Source organism: Comamonas testosteroni ATCC 11996 (assembly GCF_000241525.1).
In the GTDB taxonomy this organism is placed as follows: Bacteria; Pseudomonadota; Gammaproteobacteria; order Burkholderiales; family Burkholderiaceae_C; genus Comamonas; species Comamonas testosteroni.
The window spans coordinates 1-22,300 of sequence record NZ_AHIL01000032.1 but is presented as its reverse complement, the minus strand read 5'-3'; the positions used below and the strand labels follow the sequence as shown (position 1 = coordinate 22,300).

Annotated in this window: 19 protein-coding genes; 12 read left to right on the top strand and 7 right to left on the bottom strand. The window is 61.6% G+C overall.

The genetic code is table 11. The features are described 5' to 3' along the window. Positions 1-7 precede the first annotated feature (7 nt). From gyrA to lapB, 9 genes are all read left to right on the top strand, one after another. Positions 8-2,707 carry a DNA gyrase subunit A gene (gene gyrA, locus CTATCC11996_RS13505; RefSeq protein WP_003077016.1) on the top strand — a complete coding sequence of 900 codons (2,700 nt, stop codon included), beginning with the start codon at positions 8-10 and terminating at the stop codon, positions 2,705-2,707. A 129-nt stretch (positions 2,708-2,836) separates the two neighbouring features. Next, a complete protein-coding gene (serC, locus tag CTATCC11996_RS13500) occupies positions 2,837-3,946 on the top strand; it encodes a 3-phosphoserine/phosphohydroxythreonine transaminase (RefSeq protein ID WP_003077014.1) in 1,110 nt (369 codons plus the stop codon). Between the two features lie 122 nt (positions 3,947-4,068). After that, complete coding sequence (pheA, locus tag CTATCC11996_RS13495) at positions 4,069-5,169, top strand: prephenate dehydratase (protein WP_003067663.1); 1,101 nt, start codon at positions 4,069-4,071, stop codon at positions 5,167-5,169. Continuing rightward, positions 5,169-6,065 (top strand): prephenate dehydrogenase, encoded by an 897-nt coding sequence (locus CTATCC11996_RS13490; protein ID WP_003077012.1) that lies wholly within the window; start codon positions 5,169-5,171, stop codon positions 6,063-6,065. The genes pheA and CTATCC11996_RS13490 overlap by 1 nt, the downstream gene beginning before the upstream one ends. A 106-nt stretch (positions 6,066-6,171) precedes the next feature. Further along, positions 6,172-8,232: a bifunctional 3-phosphoshikimate 1-carboxyvinyltransferase/cytidylate kinase gene (locus CTATCC11996_RS13485; protein WP_003077009.1), complete on the top strand. Its 2,061-nt coding sequence runs from the start codon at positions 6,172-6,174 to the stop codon at positions 8,230-8,232. 199 nt (positions 8,233-8,431) lie between these two features. Then, positions 8,432-10,114 carry a 30S ribosomal protein S1 gene (gene rpsA / locus CTATCC11996_RS13480; RefSeq protein WP_003057144.1) on the top strand — a complete coding sequence of 561 codons (1,683 nt, stop codon included), beginning with the start codon at positions 8,432-8,434 and terminating at the stop codon, positions 10,112-10,114. A 109-nt stretch (positions 10,115-10,223) separates the two neighbouring features. Beyond that, positions 10,224-10,544, top strand: a complete 321-nt coding sequence (locus tag CTATCC11996_RS13475) for an integration host factor subunit beta (RefSeq protein ID WP_003077008.1) — start codon at positions 10,224-10,226, stop codon at positions 10,542-10,544. A 110-nt stretch (positions 10,545-10,654) separates the two neighbouring features. After that, positions 10,655-10,990: a LapA family protein gene (locus CTATCC11996_RS13470; RefSeq protein ID WP_003077005.1), complete on the top strand. Its 336-nt coding sequence runs from the start codon at positions 10,655-10,657 to the stop codon at positions 10,988-10,990. Beyond that, positions 10,980-12,137: a lipopolysaccharide assembly protein LapB gene (gene lapB, locus CTATCC11996_RS13465; protein WP_003077003.1), complete on the top strand. Its 1,158-nt coding sequence runs from the start codon at positions 10,980-10,982 to the stop codon at positions 12,135-12,137. Before CTATCC11996_RS13470 ends, lapB begins: the two co-directional genes overlap by 11 nt. A 63-nt stretch (positions 12,138-12,200) precedes the next feature. On the opposite strand, the gene CTATCC11996_RS13460 is transcribed toward lapB, so the two are convergent. The 7 genes from CTATCC11996_RS13460 to CTATCC11996_RS13430 form a co-directional block, all read right to left on the bottom strand. Then, a complete protein-coding gene (locus CTATCC11996_RS13460; protein WP_003077001.1) occupies positions 12,201-13,394 on the bottom strand; it encodes an MFS transporter in 1,194 nt (397 codons plus the stop codon). Continuing rightward, entirely contained in the window at positions 13,391-15,001 is a 1,611-nt protein-coding gene (locus tag CTATCC11996_RS13455) for a DNA recombination protein RmuC (protein WP_034349166.1), read from the bottom strand. The genes CTATCC11996_RS13460 and CTATCC11996_RS13455 overlap by 4 nt, the downstream gene beginning before the upstream one ends. Positions 15,002-15,277: 276 nt before the next feature. After that, entirely contained in the window at positions 15,278-15,685 is a 408-nt protein-coding gene (locus CTATCC11996_RS13450) for a tautomerase family protein (protein ID WP_003076998.1), read from the bottom strand. Between the two features lie 136 nt (positions 15,686-15,821). Beyond that, complete coding sequence (locus CTATCC11996_RS13445; RefSeq protein WP_003076997.1) at positions 15,822-16,799, bottom strand: 2-hydroxyacid dehydrogenase; 978 nt, start codon at positions 16,797-16,799, stop codon at positions 15,822-15,824. Positions 16,800-16,863: 64 nt separating this feature from the next. After that, a complete protein-coding gene (locus tag CTATCC11996_RS13440) occupies positions 16,864-18,282 on the bottom strand; it encodes a sodium:proton antiporter (protein WP_003076995.1) in 1,419 nt (472 codons plus the stop codon). Between the two features lie 81 nt (positions 18,283-18,363). After that, positions 18,364-19,599, bottom strand: coding sequence for a nicotinate phosphoribosyltransferase (gene pncB / locus CTATCC11996_RS13435; protein ID WP_003076993.1), 1,236 nt, complete (start codon positions 19,597-19,599; stop codon positions 18,364-18,366). Positions 19,600-19,829: 230 nt separating this feature from the next. Next, a complete protein-coding gene (locus tag CTATCC11996_RS13430) occupies positions 19,830-20,309 on the bottom strand; it encodes an acyl-CoA thioesterase (protein WP_034349198.1) in 480 nt (159 codons plus the stop codon). Between the two features lie 9 nt (positions 20,310-20,318). On the opposite strand from CTATCC11996_RS13430, the gene CTATCC11996_RS26270 reads away from it, so the two are divergent. From CTATCC11996_RS26270 to CTATCC11996_RS13420, 3 genes are all read left to right on the top strand, one after another. Beyond that, on the top strand, positions 20,319-20,591 hold the full coding sequence (locus tag CTATCC11996_RS26270; RefSeq protein ID WP_238532411.1) for a hypothetical protein: 273 nt from the start codon (positions 20,319-20,321) through the stop codon (positions 20,589-20,591). Positions 20,592-20,661: 70 nt separating this feature from the next. Beyond that, positions 20,662-21,210, top strand: coding sequence for a phasin family protein (locus CTATCC11996_RS13425; RefSeq protein ID WP_003076988.1), 549 nt, complete (start codon positions 20,662-20,664; stop codon positions 21,208-21,210). A 272-nt stretch (positions 21,211-21,482) separates the two neighbouring features. Beyond that, a complete protein-coding gene (locus CTATCC11996_RS13420) occupies positions 21,483-22,241 on the top strand; it encodes a 3-hydroxyacyl-CoA dehydrogenase (protein WP_003057163.1) in 759 nt (252 codons plus the stop codon). Positions 22,242-22,300: the final 59 nt, after the last annotated feature.

The window sequence follows — 22,300 nt, the reverse complement described above, 5'->3', positions numbered from 1 at the left end:
ACTAGACATGACCCAGTTTGCTAAAGAAACTCTGCCCATCAGCCTTGAAGAGGAGATGCGTCGCAGTTATCTCGATTACGCCATGAGCGTGATCGTGGGCCGGGCGCTTCCTGATGCGCGTGATGGCCTCAAGCCCGTGCACCGCCGCGTTCTGTACGCCATGCACGAACTCAATAACGACTGGAACCGCCCCTACAAGAAGTCGGCGCGTATCGTCGGTGACGTGATCGGTAAATACCACCCTCACGGCGACAGCGCGGTATATGACACCATCGTGCGTATGGCGCAGGACTTCTCGCTGCGCCACATGCTGGTCGATGGCCAGGGCAACTTCGGCTCGGTGGACGGCGACAGCGCCGCCGCCATGCGTTACACGGAAATCCGCCTCTCCAAGATCGCTCATGAAATGCTGGGCGACATCGACAAGGAGACCGTGGACTTCGGCCCTAACTACGACGGCTCCGAGAGCGAGCCACTGGTGCTGCCAAGCCGCCTGCCTAACCTGCTGGTCAACGGCTCCTCGGGTATTGCCGTGGGCATGGCCACGAATATCCCGCCGCACAACCTCAATGAGGTAGTGGACGGCTGCCTGCATTTGCTGCAGAACCCCGAGGCTTCCATCGACGAGCTGATGGAGATCATTCCCGCGCCCGACTTCCCCACGGCCGGCATCATCTACGGCATCAACGGCGTCAAGGAAGGCTACCGCACCGGCCGTGGCCGCGTGGTGATGCGTGCCAAGTGCCACTTCGAGGACATCGACAAGGGCCAGCGCCAGTCCATCATCGTTGACGAGCTGCCCTATCAGGTCAACAAGAAGACGCTGCAGGAGCGCATGGCCGAGCTGGTGCACGAAAAGAAGATCGAGGGCATCAGCCATATTCAGGACGAGTCGGACAAGTCCGGCATGCGCCTGGTGATCGAATTGAAGCGCGGCGAAGTGCCCGAGGTGGTGCTCAACAACCTCTACAAGCTGACCCAGCTGCAAGACACCTTCGGCATGAACATGGTGGCGCTGGTCAACGGCCAGCCCAAGCTGTGCAACCTGAAGGATCTGATCCAGGTCTTCCTGGAGCACCGCCGCGAAGTGGTGACCCGCCGCACCGTGTTCGAGCTGCGCAAGGCGCGCGACCGCGGCCATGTGCTGGAAGGTCTGGCCGTCGCACTGGCCAATATCGACGACTTCATCGCCATCATCCGCAACGCTCCCACACCTCCTGTGGCCAAGGCCGCGCTGATGGAAAAATCCTGGGACAGCAAGCTGGTGCGCGAGATGCTCACCCGCACGCGCACCGACGGCGGTGTGGTCAATGCCGACGACTATCGCCCCGAGGGCCTGGAAGTCGAATTCGGCATGCAGCAAAACGGCCTGTACCGCCTGTCCGAAACCCAGGCCCAGGAAATTCTGCAGATGCGTCTGCAACGCCTGACAGGCCTTGAGCAAGACAAGATCGTGGCCGAGTACAAGGACGTCATGTCGGTCATCGAAGACCTGCTGGACATCCTGGCCAAGCCCGAGCGCGTCTCCATCATCATTGGCGAAGAACTCAACGCCGTGAAGGCCGAGTTCGGTCAGTCCAAGAAGGGCGAGCGTCGCTCCACCGTGGAGTACAGCGCGCAGGACCTGTCCACCGAAGACCTGATCACGCCCACCGACATGGTGGTGACGCTCTCGCACACCGGCTACATCAAGAGCCAGCCCTTGTCCGAGTACCGCTCGCAAAAGCGCGGCGGCCGCGGCAAGCAGGCCACGGCCACCAAAGAAGACGACTGGATCGACCAGCTCTTCATTGCCAACACGCACGACTACCTGCTGTGCTTCTCCAACCGCGGCCGTATGTACTGGCTCAAGGTCTGGGAAGTGCCATCGGGCTCGCGTGGCTCGCGTGGTCGCCCCATCGTCAACATGTTCCCGCTGCAGGAAGGCGAGAAGATCAACGTGGTGCTGCCGCTGACCGGCGAAAACCGCAGCTTCCCCGAAGATCACTTCGTCTTCATGGCCACCAGCATGGGCACCGTCAAGAAGACGGCGCTGACCGAGTTCAGCAACCCGCGTAAGGCCGGCATCATTGCCGTGGGCCTGGACGAAGGCGACTACCTGATCGGCGCCGCACTGACCGACGGCAAGCACGATGTGATGCTGTTCAGCGACGGCGGCAAGGCCGTGCGCTTTGACGAGAACGATGTGCGCCCCATGGGCCGCAATGCGCGCGGCGTGCGTGGCATGAACATCGAAGAGCATCAGAACGTGATCGCAATGCTGGTCGCCGAGGCCGACGACGGCACGGGCAACGTGGTGGCGGGTTCGCAAAGCGTGCTGACCGCCACCGAAAACGGCTACGGCAAGCGCACTGCCATTAGCGAATACACCCGTCACGGCCGTGGCACCAAGGGCATGATTGCAATCCAGCAGTCCGAGCGCAACGGCAAGGTCGTGGCTGCCACCCTGGTGGCGCCCGAGGACGAGATCATGCTGATTACCGACACCGGCGTGCTGGTGCGTACCCGGGTTGCGGAAATCCGCGAGCTGGGCCGCGCCACACAGGGCGTGACGCTGATCAATCTGGACGAAGGTGCCAAGCTCATCGGTCTGCAGCGCATCGTCGAAAATGATGCCAACGACAGTGCCGGCGAGGATGGCGAAGCCGAGGACTCCGGCAGCGCCGGCTCCGAAGAAGGCACAGCCGAGTCCGGCGACGCATCCTGATCGGCCAGCCCCGGGCTGCCCCGATACGGACCGGACGCCACGGGCATGATCCATGCCCGTGGCCCAATGTTTTGATAGCTGAAAGCGCAAGCTAGACAAGCGCTTTCACATGTTTTGAGCGTAAATCTGATGAACCGCCCTTTTAACTTCTCCGCAGGCCCCGCCGCCATCCCTGAAGAAGTGCTGCAAACCGCAGCCGCCGAAATGCTGGACTGGCACGGATCCGGCATGGGGGTGATGGAAATGAGCCACCGCGGCAAGGAATTCATCAGCATCTACGAAGCCGCCGAAGCCGATCTGCGCGAGCTGCTGGCCGTGCCCGCCCACTTCAAGATCCTGTTCATGCAGGGCGGCGGCATTGCCGAAAACGCCATCGTGCCCATGAATCTGTCGCGCGCCGGCGTGGTGGACTTTGTGGTGACCGGCAGTTGGAGCCAGAAGTCGGCCAAGGAAGCCGCCAAGTACGCCAGCGATGCCAATGTGGCCGCAAGCGCCAAGGACAGCGACTACACCACGATTCCCGCCGCAAGCAGCTGGAATCTGAGCCGCGGCGCCAGCTATGTGCACATTTGCAGCAACGAGACCATTCACGGCGTGGAGTTCCATGAGCTGCCCGACCTCCAGGCCCTGGGCTCGGATGCTCCGCTGGTCATCGACTTTTCCTCGCACGTAGCCTCGCGCTCCATCGACTGGAGCCGCGTGGGCCTGGCCTTTGGCGGCGCGCAGAAGAACATCGGCCCCGCAGGCCTGACCATCGTCATCGTGCGCGAAGACCTGCTGGGCCATGCCCTGCCCGTCTGCCCCTCGGCGTTTGATTACAAAACCGTGGCCGACAACGGCAGCATGTACAACACGCCTCCCACCTGGGGCATCTACATGGCCGGCCTGACCTTCCAGTGGCTCAAGCGCCAGACCGAAGGCGGCCTCAGCGGCGTGGCCGCCATGGAAGCGCGCAACATCACCAAGGCCAAGCTGTTCTATGACTATGTGGACCAGTCCTCGCTCTATGTGAACAAGGTGGCCGCGAACTGCCGCTCGCGCATGAACATTCCGTTCTTCCTTCATGATGAGTCGCGCAACGACGCCTTCCTGGCCGGCGCCAAGCAAGCCGGCCTGCTGCAGCTCAAGGGCCACAAGTCCGTGGGCGGCATGCGTGCCAGCATCTACAACGCCATGCCCATCGAAGGCGTGCAGGCGCTGGTCGACTACATGCGGGACTTCGAGCAACGTCAGGCCTGAGCCCCGCTCTTAGCCTTGTAAAAAGATGAGCTGCCAGCGCTTTATCTGCAAGTACTTCACCAAGGTTTTGGTCTGAAATCCTTGTACAGCTTGCGCTAGCAGCTACGAAATTTGAGAGATTCATGAGCCAAGAACCCCAAGCCAGCCCCGAGCTGTTGTCGCTGCGCAACCAGATCGATTCCCTGGACCGCCAGTTGCTGGAGCTGGTCAACCAGCGCGCCCATGTGGCCGAGCAGGTGGGCGAGCTCAAGAAGAAGGAAGGCTCGGCCTTCTTCCGCCCGGACCGGGTGGCCCAGGTGATCGAGAAGATCAAGTCCAACAACCCCGGCCCGCTCAAGGGCGCGCATGTGGCCGCCATCTGGCGCGAGATCATGTCGGCCTGCCTGGCGCTGGAATCGCCCCAGCGCGTGGCCGTGCTCGGCCCGGCCGGCACCTTCTGCGAGGAAGCCGCGATCCAGTACTTCGGCGGCGCGGCCGACCTGATGTACTGCAACAGTTTCGAGGAAGTCTTTCACGCCACGGCCGCCGGCAGCGCACAGTACGGCGTGGTGGGCGTGGAGAACTCCAACGAAGGCGTGGTCACGCGCTCGCTGGACATGTTCCTGCACACGCCCTGCCATGTGGTGGGCGAAGTCAGCATGCTGATCCGCCACAACCTGATGCGCACCAGCAACACGCTGGACGGCATCGAGGTCGTGGCCGCCCACCCCCAGGCTCTGGCCCAATGCCAGGGCTGGCTGTCCAAGCATCTGCCCCATGCCGAACGCCGCCCCGTGGAGAGCAATGCCGAAGGCGCGCGCCTGGCGGCCCTGCACCCCAACTGGGCCGGCATTGCCGGCGAACGTGCCGCCCAGCAGTTCGGCCTGCACATCGTCAGCCACGCGATTCAGGACGACGCCTACAACCGCACGCGTTTTGCCGTCATCTGCCTGCCGCACACGCTGGCCACGGCCGCACCCAGCGGCAGCGACTGCACCAGCCTGGTGGTCTCGGTGCCCAACACGGCCGGCGCCGTGCATGACCTGCTGGTGCCGCTGAAGAAGCATGGCGTCTCGATGACGCGCTTCGAATCGCGCCCGGCCCGCACCGGCCAATGGGAGTATTACTTCTACATCGACATCGAAGGCCACCCAGCCCAGGCCAATGTGGCCGCCGCCCTGCAGGAGTTGCAGGGCCTGTGTGCGTTCTACAAGGTGCTGGGCACCTACCCGGTGAGCAAGTGATGGCGACTCAGGAATTGCAGCCGTTCGAGCAGCTCGGCTTGATCGGCTGCGGATTGATGGGTGGCTCGTTCGCCCTGGCACTCAAGAAGGCCGGTCTCGTCAAGCGCGTGGTGGGCTACAGCAAATCGCCCTCGACTACCGAGCGCGCCCGCCAGATGGGCGTGATCGATGTGGAAGCGCCCTCCGCCCTGCTGGCGGCGGCCGGTGCCGATCTGGTGCTGCTGGCCGTGCCCGTGGCGGCCACCGAGGCCACGCTCAAGTCCATCAAGCATCTGGTCACGCCCCAGATGATGATCATGGACGTGGGCTCCACCAAGGTCGATGTGGTGCAGGCCGCGCGCTCCGCACTGCGCGACCAGATCGGCAGCTTTGTGCCGGCCCACCCCATCACCGGCAAGGAAGTGGCTGGCGTGGAGCATGCCGACGTCAACCTCTACCAGCGCGCCCAGGTCGTGCTGACCCCGACGGAGCGTACGCTGACCGCGCATCTGGCCAAGGCTCAGGCGCTGTGGCAGGCCCTGGGCTGCAAGGTCACAGCCATGTCGCCCGAAGCCCATGACAGTGCACTCGCCACCGTCAGCCACCTGCCCCATCTGCTGGCATTCGCCATGATGCAAAGCGTGCTGAACCAGCCCGGTGCCGACGATATGCTGTCGCTGGCCGGACCAGGCTTTCGCGATTTCACCCGCATCGGCGCGGGCGACCCCAAGCTCTGGCGCGACGTGTTGCTGGCCAACCGCGATCAGGTGCTGGCCCAGTCGCGCCAGTTCCGCCAGGCGCTGGAGCAGCTCGAAGGACTGATGCAGGCCAACGACGGCCAGGGCCTGCAGGACCGACTGACCCTGGCCAGCGCCGCTCGCGCCGAATGGACCATGGGCGGCAAGCGGGGCTCTTAAACTAGCGGCGTCGATCTATTCACCCAACCGCCACGGACACCCGGCCACGCTCGCAGCACAGCCCGGTGTCGAAGCAGCCAGGCTGCGCAGGGGCTACGAGAGTTTTATGTTTACCACTGAATTTCTGGATCTGCCCGCACTGGACTCCGCCAACGGCAGCGTCAGCTTGCCCGGCTCCAAAAGCATCTCCAATCGCGTGCTGCTGCTGGCGGCGCTGAGCCAGGGCACCACCACCATTCACGACCTGCTGGATTCGGACGACACCCGCGTCATGCTGGCCGGACTCAAGCAGCTGGGCTGCAGCATCACCCCCGATGCCGTCACACCCGGCCAGGCCATTGACGTCACCGGCATCGGTGGGCAACTGCCACCCGGCACTGCGGCCACGCTGTTCCTGGGCAATGCCGGCACGGCCATGCGCCCGCTGACTGCGGCGCTGTCGGTGCTGGGCGGCGACTTCGAGATGACGGGCGTTCCCCGCATGTATGAACGCCCTATCGGCGACCTGGTCGATGCGCTGCGCCAGCTGGGCTGCAAGATCGACTACCTGAAGGATGAAGGCTTTCCGCCCCTGAAGATCGGCCAGCCCGATTTCAGCCAGCTGGGCAGCGAATCCATCAAGGTGCGCGGAGATGTCTCCAGCCAGTTCCTGACCTCGCTGCTGATGGCCCTGCCCCTGCTGGCCAAGGAGCGCGACATCACCATCGAGGTGGTGGGCGAGCTGATCTCCAAGCCCTATATCCACATCACGCTGGAGCTGCTGGCGCGCTTCGGCATTGCCGTGAAAAACGACAACTGGCAACGTTTCGTGATTCCCGCAGGCTGCCGCTTCCAGTCGCCCGGTGCCATCCATGTGGAGGCAGACGCCTCGTCTGCCAGCTATTTCATCGCGCTGGGCGCGATTGCCACCGGCACGACCGATGAGGCCGATGCCGACAACGCGCCGCAGCCCAAGAGCATCCGCATTCTGGGTGTGGGCCAGGACTCGATCCAGGGCGATATCCGCTTCATCGAGGCCGCCCAGGCCATGGGCGCACAGATCGAAAGCGGCCCCAACTGGCTGCAGGTCAGCCGTGGCAGCTGGCCTCTGAAAGCCATCGACCTCGATTGCAACCATATTCCCGACGCGGCCATGACGCTGGGCACCATGGCGCTGTATGCCGACGGCGTGACCACGCTGCGCAACATCGCCAGCTGGCGCGTCAAGGAAACCGACCGCATTGCCGCCATGGCGATCGAGCTGCGCAAGCTCGGCGCCTCGGTAGAAGAAGGCGCGGACTACATCCGCATCACCCCCCCGGCCGGCAAGGCCGCCTGGAAAGCGGCCAGCATCCACACCTATGACGACCACCGCGTCGCCATGTGCTTCTCTCTGGCGGCCTTCAACCCGGCCAAGCTGCCCGTGCGCATCGAAGACCCCAAATGCGTGGCCAAGACCTTCCCCGACTATTTCGAGGCGCTGTTCTCCGTCAGCGAAGCCGAGCGCGAGCATATCCCCGTGATCTGCATCGACGGGCCCACGGCCTCCGGCAAGGGCACGATTGCCGCAGAAGTCGCCAGGGCCCTGGGCTACCAGCTGCTGGACTCCGGTGCGCTGTATCGCATCACCGGCCTGGCCGCATCGCGTGCCGGCATGACGCTTGACGAGTCGAACGAGGAAACCATTGCCGAGATGGCGCTGGACATGCCCGTGCGCTTCGATGCGCAGCAGCGTGTCTGGCTCGGCGAGGAGGACATCAGCCTGGCCATTCGCAGCGAAGAAGCCGGCATGAACGCCTCGCGCGTTTCGGCCCTGCCCGCCGTGCGCACCGCGCTGGTGGATCTGCAGCTGTCCTTCCAGGCCCTGCCCGGGCTGGTTGCCGATGGCCGCGACATGGGTACGGTCATCTTCCCTCGCGCCCCGCTGAAGGTCTATTTATGGGCGTCTGCCCAGTGCCGCGCCGAGCGCCGATATAAACAGTTGATTTCCAAAGGAATTTCAGCTAATATGTCCACCCTTTTGGCAGACCTTGAGGCGCGCGACGCCCGCGATATGAATCGCGCCACCGCTCCGCTCAAGCCCGCCGAGGATTCTTTGCAGCTCGACAGCTCCGAGATGACCATTGAAGAAGTGGTTGCCCAGGTGCTGTCGTGGTGGCAGGAACGCCAGCCGTTTGGCCGTCCTTGAAATTTCTCGCTTGAAGTTTCCAGGGCAGCCCTGCATCTGGCTTGTTGGCCCTTGATGTCAGGTTCTCGCAGACCGCGAACCGGCAGCAAGGTTGTTAACCTTTAACCCCCGTGGGCCTCAAACCCACAACCTCCGCAGTCAGTCTTAAAAACGCTTGGCAATGGTGCCGACGGAAACCTGATTGCGGGCAAGGAACTACATGTCTGAATCTTTTGCCGCCCTTTTTGAAGAGTCGTTGACACGCACCGAAATGCGTCCTGGCGAAGTTATCACCGCTGAAGTCGTGCGCGTTGAGCACAACTTCGTGGTGGTGAACGCCGGCCTGAAGTCGGAAGCCTACGTGCCCCTCGACGAGTTCAAGAACGACCAGGGCGAAGTCGAAGTCCAAGTGGGTGACTTCGTGTCCGTGGCCATCGGCTCCATCGAAAACGGCTACGGCGACACCATCCTGTCCCGTGACACCGCCAAGCGTCTGGCTTCCTGGCTGTCGCTGGAAAAGGCTCTGGAATCCGGCGAGTTCGTGACCGGCACCACTTCTGGCAAGGTCAAGGGCGGCCTGACCGTTCTGGTCAACGGCATCCGCGCTTTCCTGCCCGGTTCGCTGATCGACACACGTCCTATCAAGGACCTGACTCCCTACGAAAACAAGACCCTGGAATTCAAGGTCATCAAGCTGGATCGCAAGCGCAACAACGTGGTGCTGTCGCGCCGCGCTGTGGTGGAAGCCTCCATGGGCGAAGAGCGCGCCAAGCTGATGGAAACCCTGAAGGAAGGCGCTATCGTTCAGGGCGTGGTCAAGAACATCACCGAATACGGTGCGTTCGTGGACCTGGGCGGTATCGACGGCCTGCTGCACATCACCGACATGGCATGGCGCCGTGTGCGTCACCCCTCCGAAGTGGTGACTGCCGGCCAGGAAATCACTGCCAAGATCCTGAAGTTCGACACCGAAAAGAACCGCGTGTCCCTGGGTCTGAAGCAAATGGGCGACGATCCCTGGATGGGCGTGGCTCGCCGCTACCCCTCCGCTACCCGTCTGTTCGGCAAGGTCACCAACATTGCTGACTACGGCGCATTCGTGGAACTGGAACCCGGCATCGAAGGCCTGGTGCACGTTTCCGAAATGGACTGGACCAACAAGAACATTGCTCCCACCAAGCTCGTGTCCCTGGGCGACGAAGTGGAAGTCATGGTTCTGGAAATCGACGAAGACAAGCGTCGCATCTCCCTGGGCATGAAGCAGTGCAAGGCTAACCCCTGGCAAGAATTCGCCCAGAACACCAAGCGCGGCGACCGCGTGAAGGGCCCCATCAAGTCCATCACCGACTTCGGCGTGTTCGTGGGTCTGGCTGCCGGTATCGACGGCCTGGTGCACCTGTCTGACCTGTCGTGGAACGAAGCCGGCGAAGCCGCTGTTCGTAACTACAAGAAGGGTCAAGAAGTCGAAGCCATCGTGCTGGCCGTGGATGTTGAGCGCGAGCGCATCTCCCTGGGCATCAAGCAACTGGACAGCGACCCCTTCACGACCTTCGTGACCGTGAACGACAAGGGCCAGGTTGTGACCGGCAAGGTCAAGACTGTGGACGCCAAGGGCGCTGAAATCGACCTGGGTGAAGACATCATCGGCTACCTGCGCGCTTCCGAAATCTCGCAAGACCGCGTGGAAGATGCTCGTTCCGTCCTGAAGGAAGGCGACGAAGTGACTGCCGTGGTGGTGAACGTGGATCGCAAGAGCCGCAACATCCAGCTGTCCATCAAGCAAAAGGATCACGCTGAACAGCAAGTCGCCATGGCTTCCCTGTCGGCTCAGTCCTCCAAGGAAAACGCTGGTACCACCAGCCTGGGCGCTCTGCTGCGCGCCAAGCTGGACGCTGACAAGTAAATCTTGCATCAGCCGGTCAGCCAGCTCGTCTGGCTGACCGCCAAGCGTCAAAGACAACGGGCGCCCTGTGCGCCCGTTGTTGTTTTCAACCTAGAGCCTCCGCCACCCGATGACCCGATCCGATCTCGTCGAAGAACTTGCCGCCCAATTTGGCCAACTCAACCAACGTGATGCCGAGCAGGCCGTCAAAACCATTCTGGATGCCGTCAGCGATGCCCTGGTGCGCGGTCACCGTATTGAAATTCGCGGCTTTGGCAGCTTTGCCATCAATCACCGCCAGCCCCGCATAGGCCGCAACCCCCGCTCGGGCGAGTCCGTTCAGGTTCCTTCCAAGCGCGTTCCCCATTTCAAGCCAGGCAAGGCCCTGCGCGAAGCCGTGGACAACCTCAAGGCCGAAGACTCCGCTGCCCAGCAGCCGCAGACGGCCTGAAGTCCATGGGCACCGTCAGCCACCTCAGGACTGACCACGCCGTACGTTTGCCAGTCCGCGCATGGGCTGGCCTAAAATCTTCCCGTCACACAAGGCGCATAAAGGGAAGCATGAAATACCTGCTGTGGCTGCTCAAGGCAGCCATTTTTTTCACTCTGTTCGCATTCGCACTCAACAACCAGCAAGACGCCACCGTGCATTTCTTCTTTGGCACGGCCTGGACAGCCCCCCTGGTATTGGTGGTTCTGGCGGCTTTTGCGCTGGGTCTTTTTGTCGGGGTGCTGGGCATGGTGCCACGCTGGCTCAAGCATCGCAGCGCAGCGCGCGAGGCACAGGCCACTCAACAGGCACCGGATGCCGCAGACAAGGCCACTGCTGCCACACCTGCGGCGAAGGAACAGAACTCTTCTTCGATCATTGCGCCGGGCGACGTGCATGGAATTTAATCTGACTTGGATTTTGCTGGGCCTGCCTGCGGCCTTTGTGCTGGGCTGGCTGGCCTCCCGCTGGGATTTGCGCCAGGTGCGTGCCGACAACCGCCAGGCACCCAAGGCGTACTTCAAAGGCCTGAACTTTCTGCTCAACGAGCAGCAGGACAAGGCCATCGATGCCTTTATCGAGGCCGTGCAGAACGACCCCGATACCACCGAGCTGCACTTTGCCCTGGGCAATCTGTTCCGCCGCCGCGGCGAATACAACCGTGCGGTGCGCGTCCACGAGCATCTGCTCAGCCGCGCCGACCTCACCCGTCCCGATCGGGACCGTGCCCAGCATGCACTGGCACAGGACTTTCTCAAGGCCGGCCTGCTGGACCGCGCAGAAGAGGCACTGAACCGCCTGGAAGGCACACAGTACGAAGGCGAGGCACGCCTGGCACTGCTGGCCATTTACGAGCGCTCTCGCGACTGGGCCCAGGCAGCGGCCATCGTGCGCAAGATGCAGGCCGCAGGCCAGGGAGACTTCAGCACCCGGCTGGCCCATTACCTTTGCGAAGACGCGCAATCACAGGTGGCTCAAGGCCAGCTCGACAAGGCTTTTGCGCAGCTGCAGCAGGCTCTGGAGACTGCGCCGCAAGCTCCGCGCCCCCGACTGGAGCTGGCCCAGCTCCAGCATCGCCAGGGCCGGTCCGCGCAGGCATTGTCAAGCCTTCAGGCACTGGCACAGAACAGCCCCGCAGCCCTGCCCCTGGCGGCCAGCCTGCTGGTGGAAGTGGCCGAGGCAACGGGTGCGCTGAGCGAGGCACACAATCTGCTACTCAAGCACTATGAGCAGGCACCTTCGCTGGACCTGCTGCAGGCACTGGTCGCAGTCGATCAGAAAAGCGGAGATGCAGGAGCCCCCGGCCGCCAGCGCCTGGTGCAACATCTGGAGCATGAATCTTCCCTGGTGGCTGCCGCCCAATGGCTGGAAGGCGAGACTCTGACCGAAGAGCAGTACCATGCCACCGTGCAAAAGGCACTGAACCATGCCACCAAGCCCCTGACCCGCTACCGCTGTGCAGCCTGCGGCTTTGAAGCCCGCACCCATTTCTGGCATTGCCCCGGCTGCCAGAGCTGGGACAGCTACCCGGCACGCAGAGTCGAAGAGCTGTAAAGCACTTCCAGAAGAAAAAAGAGCGCCTTAGGCGCTCTTTTTTAATGCAAGCAGCCGGGCAGGCTAATGTGCCTCCCACTCATCCGTCGGCATATCCTGCTTGCCGATCAGCCAGGGCAGACGCGAGGACACGCCGACCAGCGCCCCCACCGCCCAGAACAGGGCCGAGACACCGACCACCGTGCCCAGCGAGCCGAACAGTACCGGCATCAGCACGCTGGAGCCGTTGATGGCCATCATGCGCAATCCCAGCGCCTCACCATGGCGCTCAGGTGGCGTGATCTGATGAATCATGCTCATCACCATGGGCTGCACCGATCCCAGCACCACGCCCAGCAAGACCGAGCAGGCACCCATGGTCCAGGCACCAGGCATGAAGGGATAGGCGATGAACAAGGCGCAGGCGGCAACCATGGCACCCAACACCACCTGTGATTCGGCCAGATGGCGCGTGATGATGGGCATCAGCATGCGGATCACGGCCGCAGCAATCGCAAAAGCACCCAGAATGCTGCCGATCACCGAGGCTGGCAGCCCGCGCTCGTGACCCAGAATGGGTACGACAAAGGTATGCACGTCCCAGCAGGAGGAAAGCGCCCAGTTCAGCAGCAACAAGCGCCTGAAGCCCCGGTTCTGAACCAGGTCCCAGGCCGTTGCCTTCTGGTTCGCACCCTCGGTCTGCAGCGCCGGCAGCTCCTGCACCGTCCTGGCCCAGAACCAGGCTGCCAAAGGCATCAGGGTCAGCAGCAGGAAGGCAGCCCTGAAGCCCGTAGTGCTGGCCGCTTCACCGCCTGCGTAGTCGATCAGCAGCCCGGCCGCAAATGGCCCCAGGAAGTTGGAAATGGCCGGGCCAATCGCCAGCCAGCTAAAGACCTTGCGCAGTTCGTCCTTGTTGTGCGCCATGCGCCCCACATGGCGCTGCAAGGCGATCAGTGCCATGCCGGCTGCACCTCCCGTCAGCAGCGCGCTCAGGCATAGCACCGGATAGATCGGAAACAGCACGGCCACTCCCGCTCCGGAACATGCGGCCACCACACTGATGATGAGCGGACGCTTGAGCCCGTGACGGTCCGCATAGCGGCCTGCGGGCAGCGACAGAAACACCTGGGTCAGTGCAAAAAGGGCCAGCAGCATGCCGACTGCAGCCGCGCTGTATCCCTCCTTGAGCGCCAACAGTGGCGTGGCCATGCGCATTCCGGTCATGGTGCCGTGGATACAGACTTGCGCGAGGATCAGGCGTAACAGGGCCGCATTCATTCGTCGTTCTCGCTGGCAGTCTGATCACCACCAGGTGATGCGACCGGAAACAGGGGCTGCTCCTGCCCCGCTCCATTTGGCAGCTCCTGCACATTGCGCAAATGGCGCTGAATGGCGCGCGTGCGCACGCCCACCTGATCGAACTTGCGCGCAGCGGCATCGATGGACTTTCGCGTCGCCTCCACCACCTCGCCGAAACGGCCGAACTCGGTCTTGACCTGACCGAGCACGCCCCAGACCTCGGAGGAGCGCTTCTCGATCGCCAGCGTCTTGAAGCCCATCTGCAGGCTGCTGAGCATGGCGGCCAGATTCGCGGGACCGGTAACCACGATGCGGTGCTCGTTCTGCAGCGCCTCGACCAGGCCCGGACGGCGCAGCACCTCGGCAAACAGCCCCTCGGTGGGCAGATACATGACGGCAAAGTCCGTGGTGTGCGGCGGGGCGATGTACTTGCTCGCAATCTTTCTGGCTTCGCCGCGAATCGATGTCTCGAAGGCATTGCCCGCCGCGACAATGGCCACCCTGTCGGCACTGTCCTGCGCATCCTGCAGGCGCTGGTAATGCTCGACCGGATATTTGGCGTCGATAGGCAGCCAGACGGGATGCTCGTCATTGCGACCCGGCAGCCGGATGGCGAACTCGACCAGCTCGTCGCTACCCGGCACGGTCTTGACGTTTCTGGCGTACTGCTCGGGCGTGAGTACATTATCGATGATGCTGCCCAGTTGCAGCTCGCCCCAAGTGCCGCGTGACTTCACATTGGTCATCACGCGCTTCAGATCGCCTACGCTGCCCGCCAGAGTCTGCATCTCACCCAGCCCCTTGTGCACCTGCTCCAGCCGGTCGCTGACCAGCTTGAAGGATTCGCCCAGACGCTGCTCCAGCGTGGCATGCAGCTTCTCATCAACGGTGCGGCGCATCTCATCGAGCTTGAGGGCGTTGTCGCTCTGAATCGTGGCCAGTCTCTCGTTGAGCGTTGCGCGCAGCTGCTCCGCCGTGGTCTGCTGGCCCTGTGCCAACGCAGCCAGCTGCTGGCTCACCGCATCCTGCAGCACGGCAAACTGATGGCGCAGTTGCTCGCCATTGCTGCCCAGTTGATCCTTGAGCGCAGCCCCCATATTGGTACTCATATGCGTGAGCTGCTGCTGGATATCGCCCTTGAGCGAGTCCAGCGTGCCGCGCGTCGTCTCAGCCAGGGCCTCGAAGCGCTGCTGGACATGGACTGACTGCTCTGCACTGCTTTGGGCCAGTGCCGCGCGGGCTTGCTGGCTGTCGCCCGTCAGCCGCTGCGCAAGCTGGGCAACTTCTTCACGAAAGGACGCCAGTGCCGCCGCCTGCTCGCGCCGCGCGGCCAGTGCATCTTGCTGGGCCTGGGCCAACTGGGTCTGTACATGCTGGGTGACACGATCCAGGGCGCCATCACTCTTGGCCACCGTCATCTGCGTACTCTGGCTGCTGCGCTCGAGCTGCTGCAGCCTGACATCCAGCGCCTGCAATCCCTGCAGCAGCTGGGCTTGCAGCCTCATCGCATCAGGGCCAAGAGCAAGCTCCGTCTGGCGGCGCAGCCCCTGCAGCCACCACAGAAGCACCAGGAGAAGGGCCACCATCAATACGGCCAGCGCCGCCAACCCAAGCCACCACGTAGTCACTGTCTTGCCACGCCTTTCGCACTCTTTTTCATAGCTGCAAGCGCTTATCAGCAAAGCGCTACAGGCTATTTTCCATTGAAATTTCGCGAATGGCACTGCAGACTGAAGTTTGCAAGCACTAGCGCGCTGGCAAATTATCAGCCCTCAGCGCCACGAAAAATTCAATGCAGGCAAAAGTGCGGCTTCCGGTTGCAGCCTTGGCGACAGCGAGACTGCAACCGGTTGACGCAAGAATCAGGCGTCAGGGCCGACCTGCTGGGCAATGGCCATGGCGAACTTGCCGCCACCCACCGACCAGTCGGAGTAGTCGTTTTCGTGCGTGAAGATGAACACATCGCTGGGTGCCACGCCCGCCTCTTTTTCCAGATTGGCAGCGATATTGGCGTAGAGGGCACGCTTCATGGCATCGCTGCGCCCACGGCGCATGGTGATCTCAACCACGACCACGCGGTCCGAGCGCTTGTAGCCGTTGAAAGTGCGGCTGAAGAAGAACTTCTGCTCGTCATATTCCTCAACCATGTTGAACAGCTCATCGGCGGGCATGCCGATGCCGTCGATCAGGGCCTGATGAATACCATTGACGATGGCCTGGCGCTGGGCGGGCGTGGTGTCCTTGTGGACGCTGGTGCGGATAAAAGGCATTGCTGTCTCTCTTGATATAAAAAAGCCCGCTGTGCGCACAGACGCCAAGCGGGCAGAAATTATCAAAGCCGACAACGCACTCAGAGCACGTATTCGCCCTCAAACTGATATGACGTGATACGGCCTAATCGTGGCATCAGGCCAGCTGATTGACGGGTGTCAGCGGCCCCTTGCCTGCAAAGAAGGAGATCAGATTGTCTGCCGCCAGAGCGGCCATGGCCGTGCGCGTGCCCTTGGTGGCGCTGGCGATATGGGGGGTCAGCACCACATTGGGCACGGTCAGCAGATCGGGATGCACGACTGGCTCGCCTTCGAAAACATCCAGCCCCGCTGCGGCAATGCGCCCGTCTTTCAGTGCCTGGGCCAGGGCGGCATCATCGACGATGCCGCCGCGCGCAATATTGATCAGCGTGGCCGTGGGCTTCATCCGGGCAATTTCTGCCGCGCCGATGGTGTGGCGGTTTTCAGGGGTGAATGGCAGCACCAGCATCAGGTGGTCCGCACGTTCGAGCAACTCCTGCTTGCCGACATAGCTGGCCTTGCACTCGGCTTCCAGCGCAGCATCCAGACGCGAGCGATTGTGATAGATCACCTGCATACCAAAGCCGTAAGCCGCACGACGCGCAATCGCCTGACCGATGCGCCCCATGCCCAGGATGCCCAGCGTGCTGCTATGCACCTCGGCACCGGCGAACAGGTCGTAATGCCAGTCCTTCCAGAGCCCGGCACGCAGATAGTGCTCGCTCTCGGTAATGCGGCGCGCCGTGGCCATCAGCAGGGCAAAGCCGAAGTCGGCCGTGGTCTCGGTCAGTACATCGGGGGCATTCGTACCCTGCACGCCTGCGGCCGTCATCGCGGGCACGTCGAAATTGTTGTAACCCACCGCCATATTGGCCACGATCTTGAGCTGCGGACAGGCGGTCAGCAACTCGGCATCGATGCGCTGCGACCCCGTGGTCAGCACGCCATCCTTGCCCTGCAACTGCTGAGCCAGCTCCGCTGGCGACCAGACCACATCGTCCTGATTGGACTGCACCTCAAAGTGCTGCTGCAGCCGCTGCACCACCTCGGGTGAAATGGCACGGGCGATCAAAATGCGAGGCTTGTTGCTCATCATTGTTTCCTCTTCAAGTTATGGGTGATGGCGGCGCACCGCAGCCCGGAAAGCCATGCGTGGCTTACAGGAACCAAATCCAGGTAATCAAAGCCAGCAGCGGCACCAGCACGCAGACCGACCAGATCATGTAGCCGAAAAAGCCCGGCATCTTCACGCCACGATCTTCGGCAATCGCCTTGACCATGAGATTGGGCGCATTGCCAATATATGTGTTTGCCCCCATGAACACGGCGCCGGCAGAAATGGCGGTCAGCGTCAGCGCCATATCGGTCATCAGATGCCCTGGGTCGCCACCAGCGGTATTGAAGAAAACCAGATAGGTCGGTGCGTTGTCCAGGAAGGAGGACAGCAGACCCGTAGCCCAGAAATACATGGCCGGATTGGGCGTGCCATCGGCATTGGTGACTGCACGTACCACGGCGCCGAACGGGCCGTCGACACCGGCCTTGAGCATGGCGATGACGGGAATGATGGTCAGGAAAATACCTGCAAACAGCTTGGCCACTTCCTGCATGGGGCCCCAGCCGAACTCATTGGCCTGATGCACACGGGCGGGTGTGAGCTTGAGGGAAAGCACAACCACAGCAAGCAAACCCAGATCGCGCACCAGACCGGGCAGGCCCACATGCGTTCCGGCGATCTCGATACCCGCAGGAGTGCGCCAGATGCCGCTGACCAGCACCAGCGCCACCACTACTGCCAGCAGAACAAAGTTCACGCGGCCATCAAAGCCCAGACGGCTTGGTGCACCGGTCACGTCCATGCTGGGCGTGGGATCGGGCAGATCGGTCTCACCCTTTTCGCCCATCAGCTTGCGGTCTATCGCATAAAAAACGGCCAGCAGCGCCAGCGTGAGAAACAGCATTGGGCCCCAGATATTGCGTACGGTCCAGAAAAAATCCACCCCCTTCAGAAAGCCCAGGAACAGCGGCGGATCACCCAGTGGCGTCAGCGCGCCACCGGCGTTGGAGACGATAAAGATGAAAAACACCACCACATGGGCCTGATGGCGTCGGTTGTCGTTGGCGCGCAGCAAGGGGCGGATCAGCAGCATGGAAGCCCCCGTCGTACCCATGAAGCTGGCCAGCACCGCGCCGATTGCCAGGATGGCGGTATTCAACCCCGGTGAACCACGCAGATTGCCGCGCACATAGATGCCTCCAGCCACCGTGTACAAGGCGGTCAGCAGGATCACGAACGGCAGATACTCGGCCAGCAAGGCATGCACCAGATTCACGCCCGCCGCACCCAAGCCGTAGACCAGCGCAAAAGGCAGCAGGAAGACCAACGCCCAGCCTGCGGTGACCTTGCCGAAATGGTGATGCCAGAATTGCGGCAACAGCAGCGGCATCAGCGCAATCGACAGCAGCATGCCCACAAACGGCAGGCCCCAGGCCACGGACATGGCTGCGCCGTCAATGTCTGCGGCTTGCGCGGTGGCTGCTGCCAGAGTCAGCAGCGTAGCCGCTGCGGCTTTCATACAAGATTTGCTGTTCAAACGCCCATCCTCTCTGCTCTTTGCCTGCAACAGGCACAACTCCTGCCAATGAGTTTTTTATTTCTATGCCTGCGAAACCGGCTCCGGCGGTGCAATGCTGAACACCTGACGCAGATAGGCCAGGTATTTTTCATCGTCACACATGCTCTTGCCCGGTGTGTCCGATAGCTTTGCCACGGGCTGGCCGTTGCAGCGCGTCATCTTGATCACGATCTGCAAGGGCACATGCTCGGGGGGATTGCCCAGATCGTTGGTCAGATTGGTGCCAATGCCGAATGCCAGCTGGCAGCGACCGTTGAAGCGCTCGAACAGACCGATGGTTTTAGGGATGGTCAGCCCATCGCTGAAGATCAGCACCTTGCTCAGCGGATCGATCTTGTTGGCCTTGTAATGCGCTATCAGCCGCTCACCCCAGTCAAACGGGTCACCGCTGTCATGGCGCGCGCCGTCAAACAGCTTGCAGAAGTACAGATCGAAATCACGCAGAAACGCAGACATGCCATAGACGTCGGACAGCGCAATACCCAGATCGCCCCGATACTCGCGCGCCCAGGATTCGAAGCCGAAGATCTGGCTGTCACGCAGGCGCGGGCCCAGCGACTGGCAGGCCTGCAGATATTCATGGGCCAAGGTGCCCAGCGGAATCAGGCCCAGCTTCATTGCATACAGCACATTGCTGGTACCCGCCAGCTGCCCCTTGCGCTGGCCGTTGATGCGTGCTGCCCCCGAGTGACCCAGCCTGGCGCAGAGCACCCGCAGCACCTCTTCATGCCAGGCCCTGGAAAAGCGCCTGCGGGTGCCGTAGTCGGCGATCTTGAGCGACTCCAGACCGGGTGCCTGCAGCAGCTCGATCTTCTCGTCCAGGCGTTTGCGTCCTTCCAGGAAATTGGGCACGGGCTGGGTATTGCGGAAATACACCTCGTTGACGATGGCCAGCACCGGGATCTCGAAAAGGATCGTGTGCAACCAAGGGCCCTGGATGGTGATGTCGATCTCGCCGCTGGCCAGGGGCGTGACCGTGATGTATTTGTCGTTGAGCTGGAACAGGCTCAGGAAATCGACAAAATCGCTCTTGATAAAGCGCAGCGAACTCAGATAGGCCAGCTCGGCATCCTGAAAGCGCAGCTTGCACAGAGAGCGGATTTCTTCGCGGATTTCATTGACGTACGGAGCCAGTTGCACGCCAGGGTTGCGGCATTTGAAGCGGTACTCCACCTGCGCCCCCGGAAACTGATGCAGCACCACCTGCATCATCGTGAATTTGTACAGGTCGGTGTCTAGCAGACTGGTGATGATCATGGACGACGGTGGGCCTGGCGGTCCGTTCAGTCATGGAACAAGGCTGGCTCAAAACACAGGCTGCGCCAACCTCAACAGAGACTGACGAGTGTAGGCGATTCCACACCCGGCACCGTGGTTGCTGCCCCTATGCGCTTCTTGCGGATGCCGGCTTTGCAAGCGCCACCGGATGCCTCATTCAAATGAGCCTTGAACGACTGATAGGTATACGCAAGAAACTATCTTTTTTGCTATTCGCCAACCGGCTCTGCACGCTGCAGCGGCAGCAGTGCCGCACGCAAGGGCTGGGGCAAAGCCACAGGCCGGCGCGTCTGCCTGTCGACATAGACATGTACAAAATGCCCGGCAGCGGCCGACTGGCTCTCGCCCTGTGCAAACAGCCCCACCTCGTAGCGCACGCTGGAGCTGCCCAGATGTGCCACGCGAATGCCTGCCTGTACGGCCTGCGGAAAGGCCAGCGAGGCAAAGTAATTGCACTGGGTCTCTATCACCAGGCCGATCGTCTGACCTTCATGAATATCCAGCGCACCCTGCTCCATCAGATAGGCATTGACGGCGGTATCGAACCAGCTGTAGTAGATGACGTTGTTCACATGGCCGTAGACATCGTTGTCCGACCAGCGCGTGCTGATGTCACGGAACACGGAATAGGAGTCGCGCGCCTGCGGCTGGGCGCGCAAGGGTTTGCCATGATTGGGGGATGCAGTCATGCAGGCATTTTGCAGAGCCGCTCCAGCGCCGCCAGCACCACCGCGACAGGGCCTGGAAGTCACCGCCCGCCAACGCTTGACGCAGCGCAGCAAAAAGCACATCCATGCATTTCTTTGTCAGTTATCAGACATAACAAAGTTTTTAAAAATCAAATACTTATCAAAAACAAAGAGTCATTAATCTTTTTGCTGCAACGCAACAAATTAAAGCTTGCATTGCCGCAAATTCTCTTCCACAATGCACCCATGCTGCACTGCAACATAGAACTGGCTCAGAGCTAGCGGTCATGTCAGAGCAGACGTTTCCTCCGGTCCGATCCCTTTGTTAGATCCGTAATTTTGGAGAATTGCCATGAGCCTGACCCCTGACCAAATCCTGAGCGCACAAAAAGCCCACTTCGAGACGCTGTTCGGCCTGACCAGCAAAGCTTTCGAAGGCGTGGAAAAGCTGGTGGAGCTGAACGTCACCGCTTCGCGTGCCGCCCTGACCGAAGCTGCCCAGCACACCCAAGCCGTGCTCAGCGTCAAGGACGCCCAGGAACTGCTGACTCTGCAAGCCGGCCTGTTCCAGCCTCTGGCTGAGAAGACCGCTTCCTACAGCCGCCATCTGTATGACATCGCCAGCAACACTGCCGGCGAATTCAACAAGGCCCTGGAAGTGCAATCCACCGAAGCTCGCAAGAGTTTCAACGCCCTGCTGGACAACTCCACCAAGAATGCGCCTGCCGGCTCCGAATCCGCTGTGGCCATGGTCAAGAGCGCAGTCTCTGCCGCCAACAACGCTTTCGAGTCCGTGCAAAAGGCTGTGAAGCAAGCCTCCGACATGGCCGAAGCCAATTTCAACGCGGCCACCAAGACAGCAACCGAAGCTGTCAAGGCCACGACCACTGCCAAGCGTTAAGCACATGGTTATTGACATGCTTGGCAAAGATTAGGGGTTTACCCTATAATTGCCAGCATGTCAGGTCGGCATGCATTGATGTGGATGCCGGCCTTGCGCAAGTTGTCTCCTTGGATCCTCCTGAAACCCCCGTTTCATGGATCCCTTCAAAGCCCAATCTTTCCGATTGGGCTTTTTTTTATGCGCGCTTTCCTCAGGTCGCCAACTCCTCTGCTCTGTGCATAATTGACGTTTACGTCAACGTCAATAGAGATCGAACAAGGAGACAGTTCATGCAGATTCAGGATCGCGTATTCATCGTGACCGGTGGAGCTTCGGGCTTGGGTGAAGGCACGGCGCGCATGCTGGCCGCCAACGGCGGAAAGGTCGTCATTGCCGATATGAATGCAGAGCGCGGCGAGGCCGTGGCCAGCGAAATCGGCGGAGTCTATCTGCGCTGCGATGTCAGCAATGAGGCCGATGGTCAGGCCGTGGTCGCCAAAGCCACCAGCCTGGGCAAACTCGCCGGCCTGATCAACTGCGCCGGCATTGCACCGGCCGAGAAAACCGTAGGCAAGAGCGGCCCTCACAGCCTGGCCGTCTATACCAAGACCATCATGGTCAACCTGGTCGGCACTTTCAACATGATTCGCCTGGCAGCGGACGCCATGAGCAAGAATGAACCAGAGCCCACCGGCGAGCGCGGGGTTCTGATTTCCACCGCCAGCGTCGCTGCCTATGACGGCCAGATCGGACAGGCAGCCTACTCTGCATCCAAGGGCGGCGTGGTCGGCATGACGCTGCCTATTGCTCGTGACCTGGCTCGCAGCGGCATTCGCAATATGACGATTGCTCCCGGCATCTTCGGCACCCCCATGCTTTTCACCATGCCACAGGAAGTTCAGGATGCACTGGCCGCCAGTGTCCCCTTCCCCAGTCGCCTGGGCAAGCCCGAGGACTACGCCAAGCTGGTCAAGCAGATCCTGGAAAACGACATGCTCAATGGTGAAGTCATCCGCCTGGACGGCGCCATTCGCATGGCCCCGAAATAATGGGTGAATCAAAGGCCTTGCCGCAAGGCCTTTTTCTCCGGAGCCCGGGCAAAGAAAAA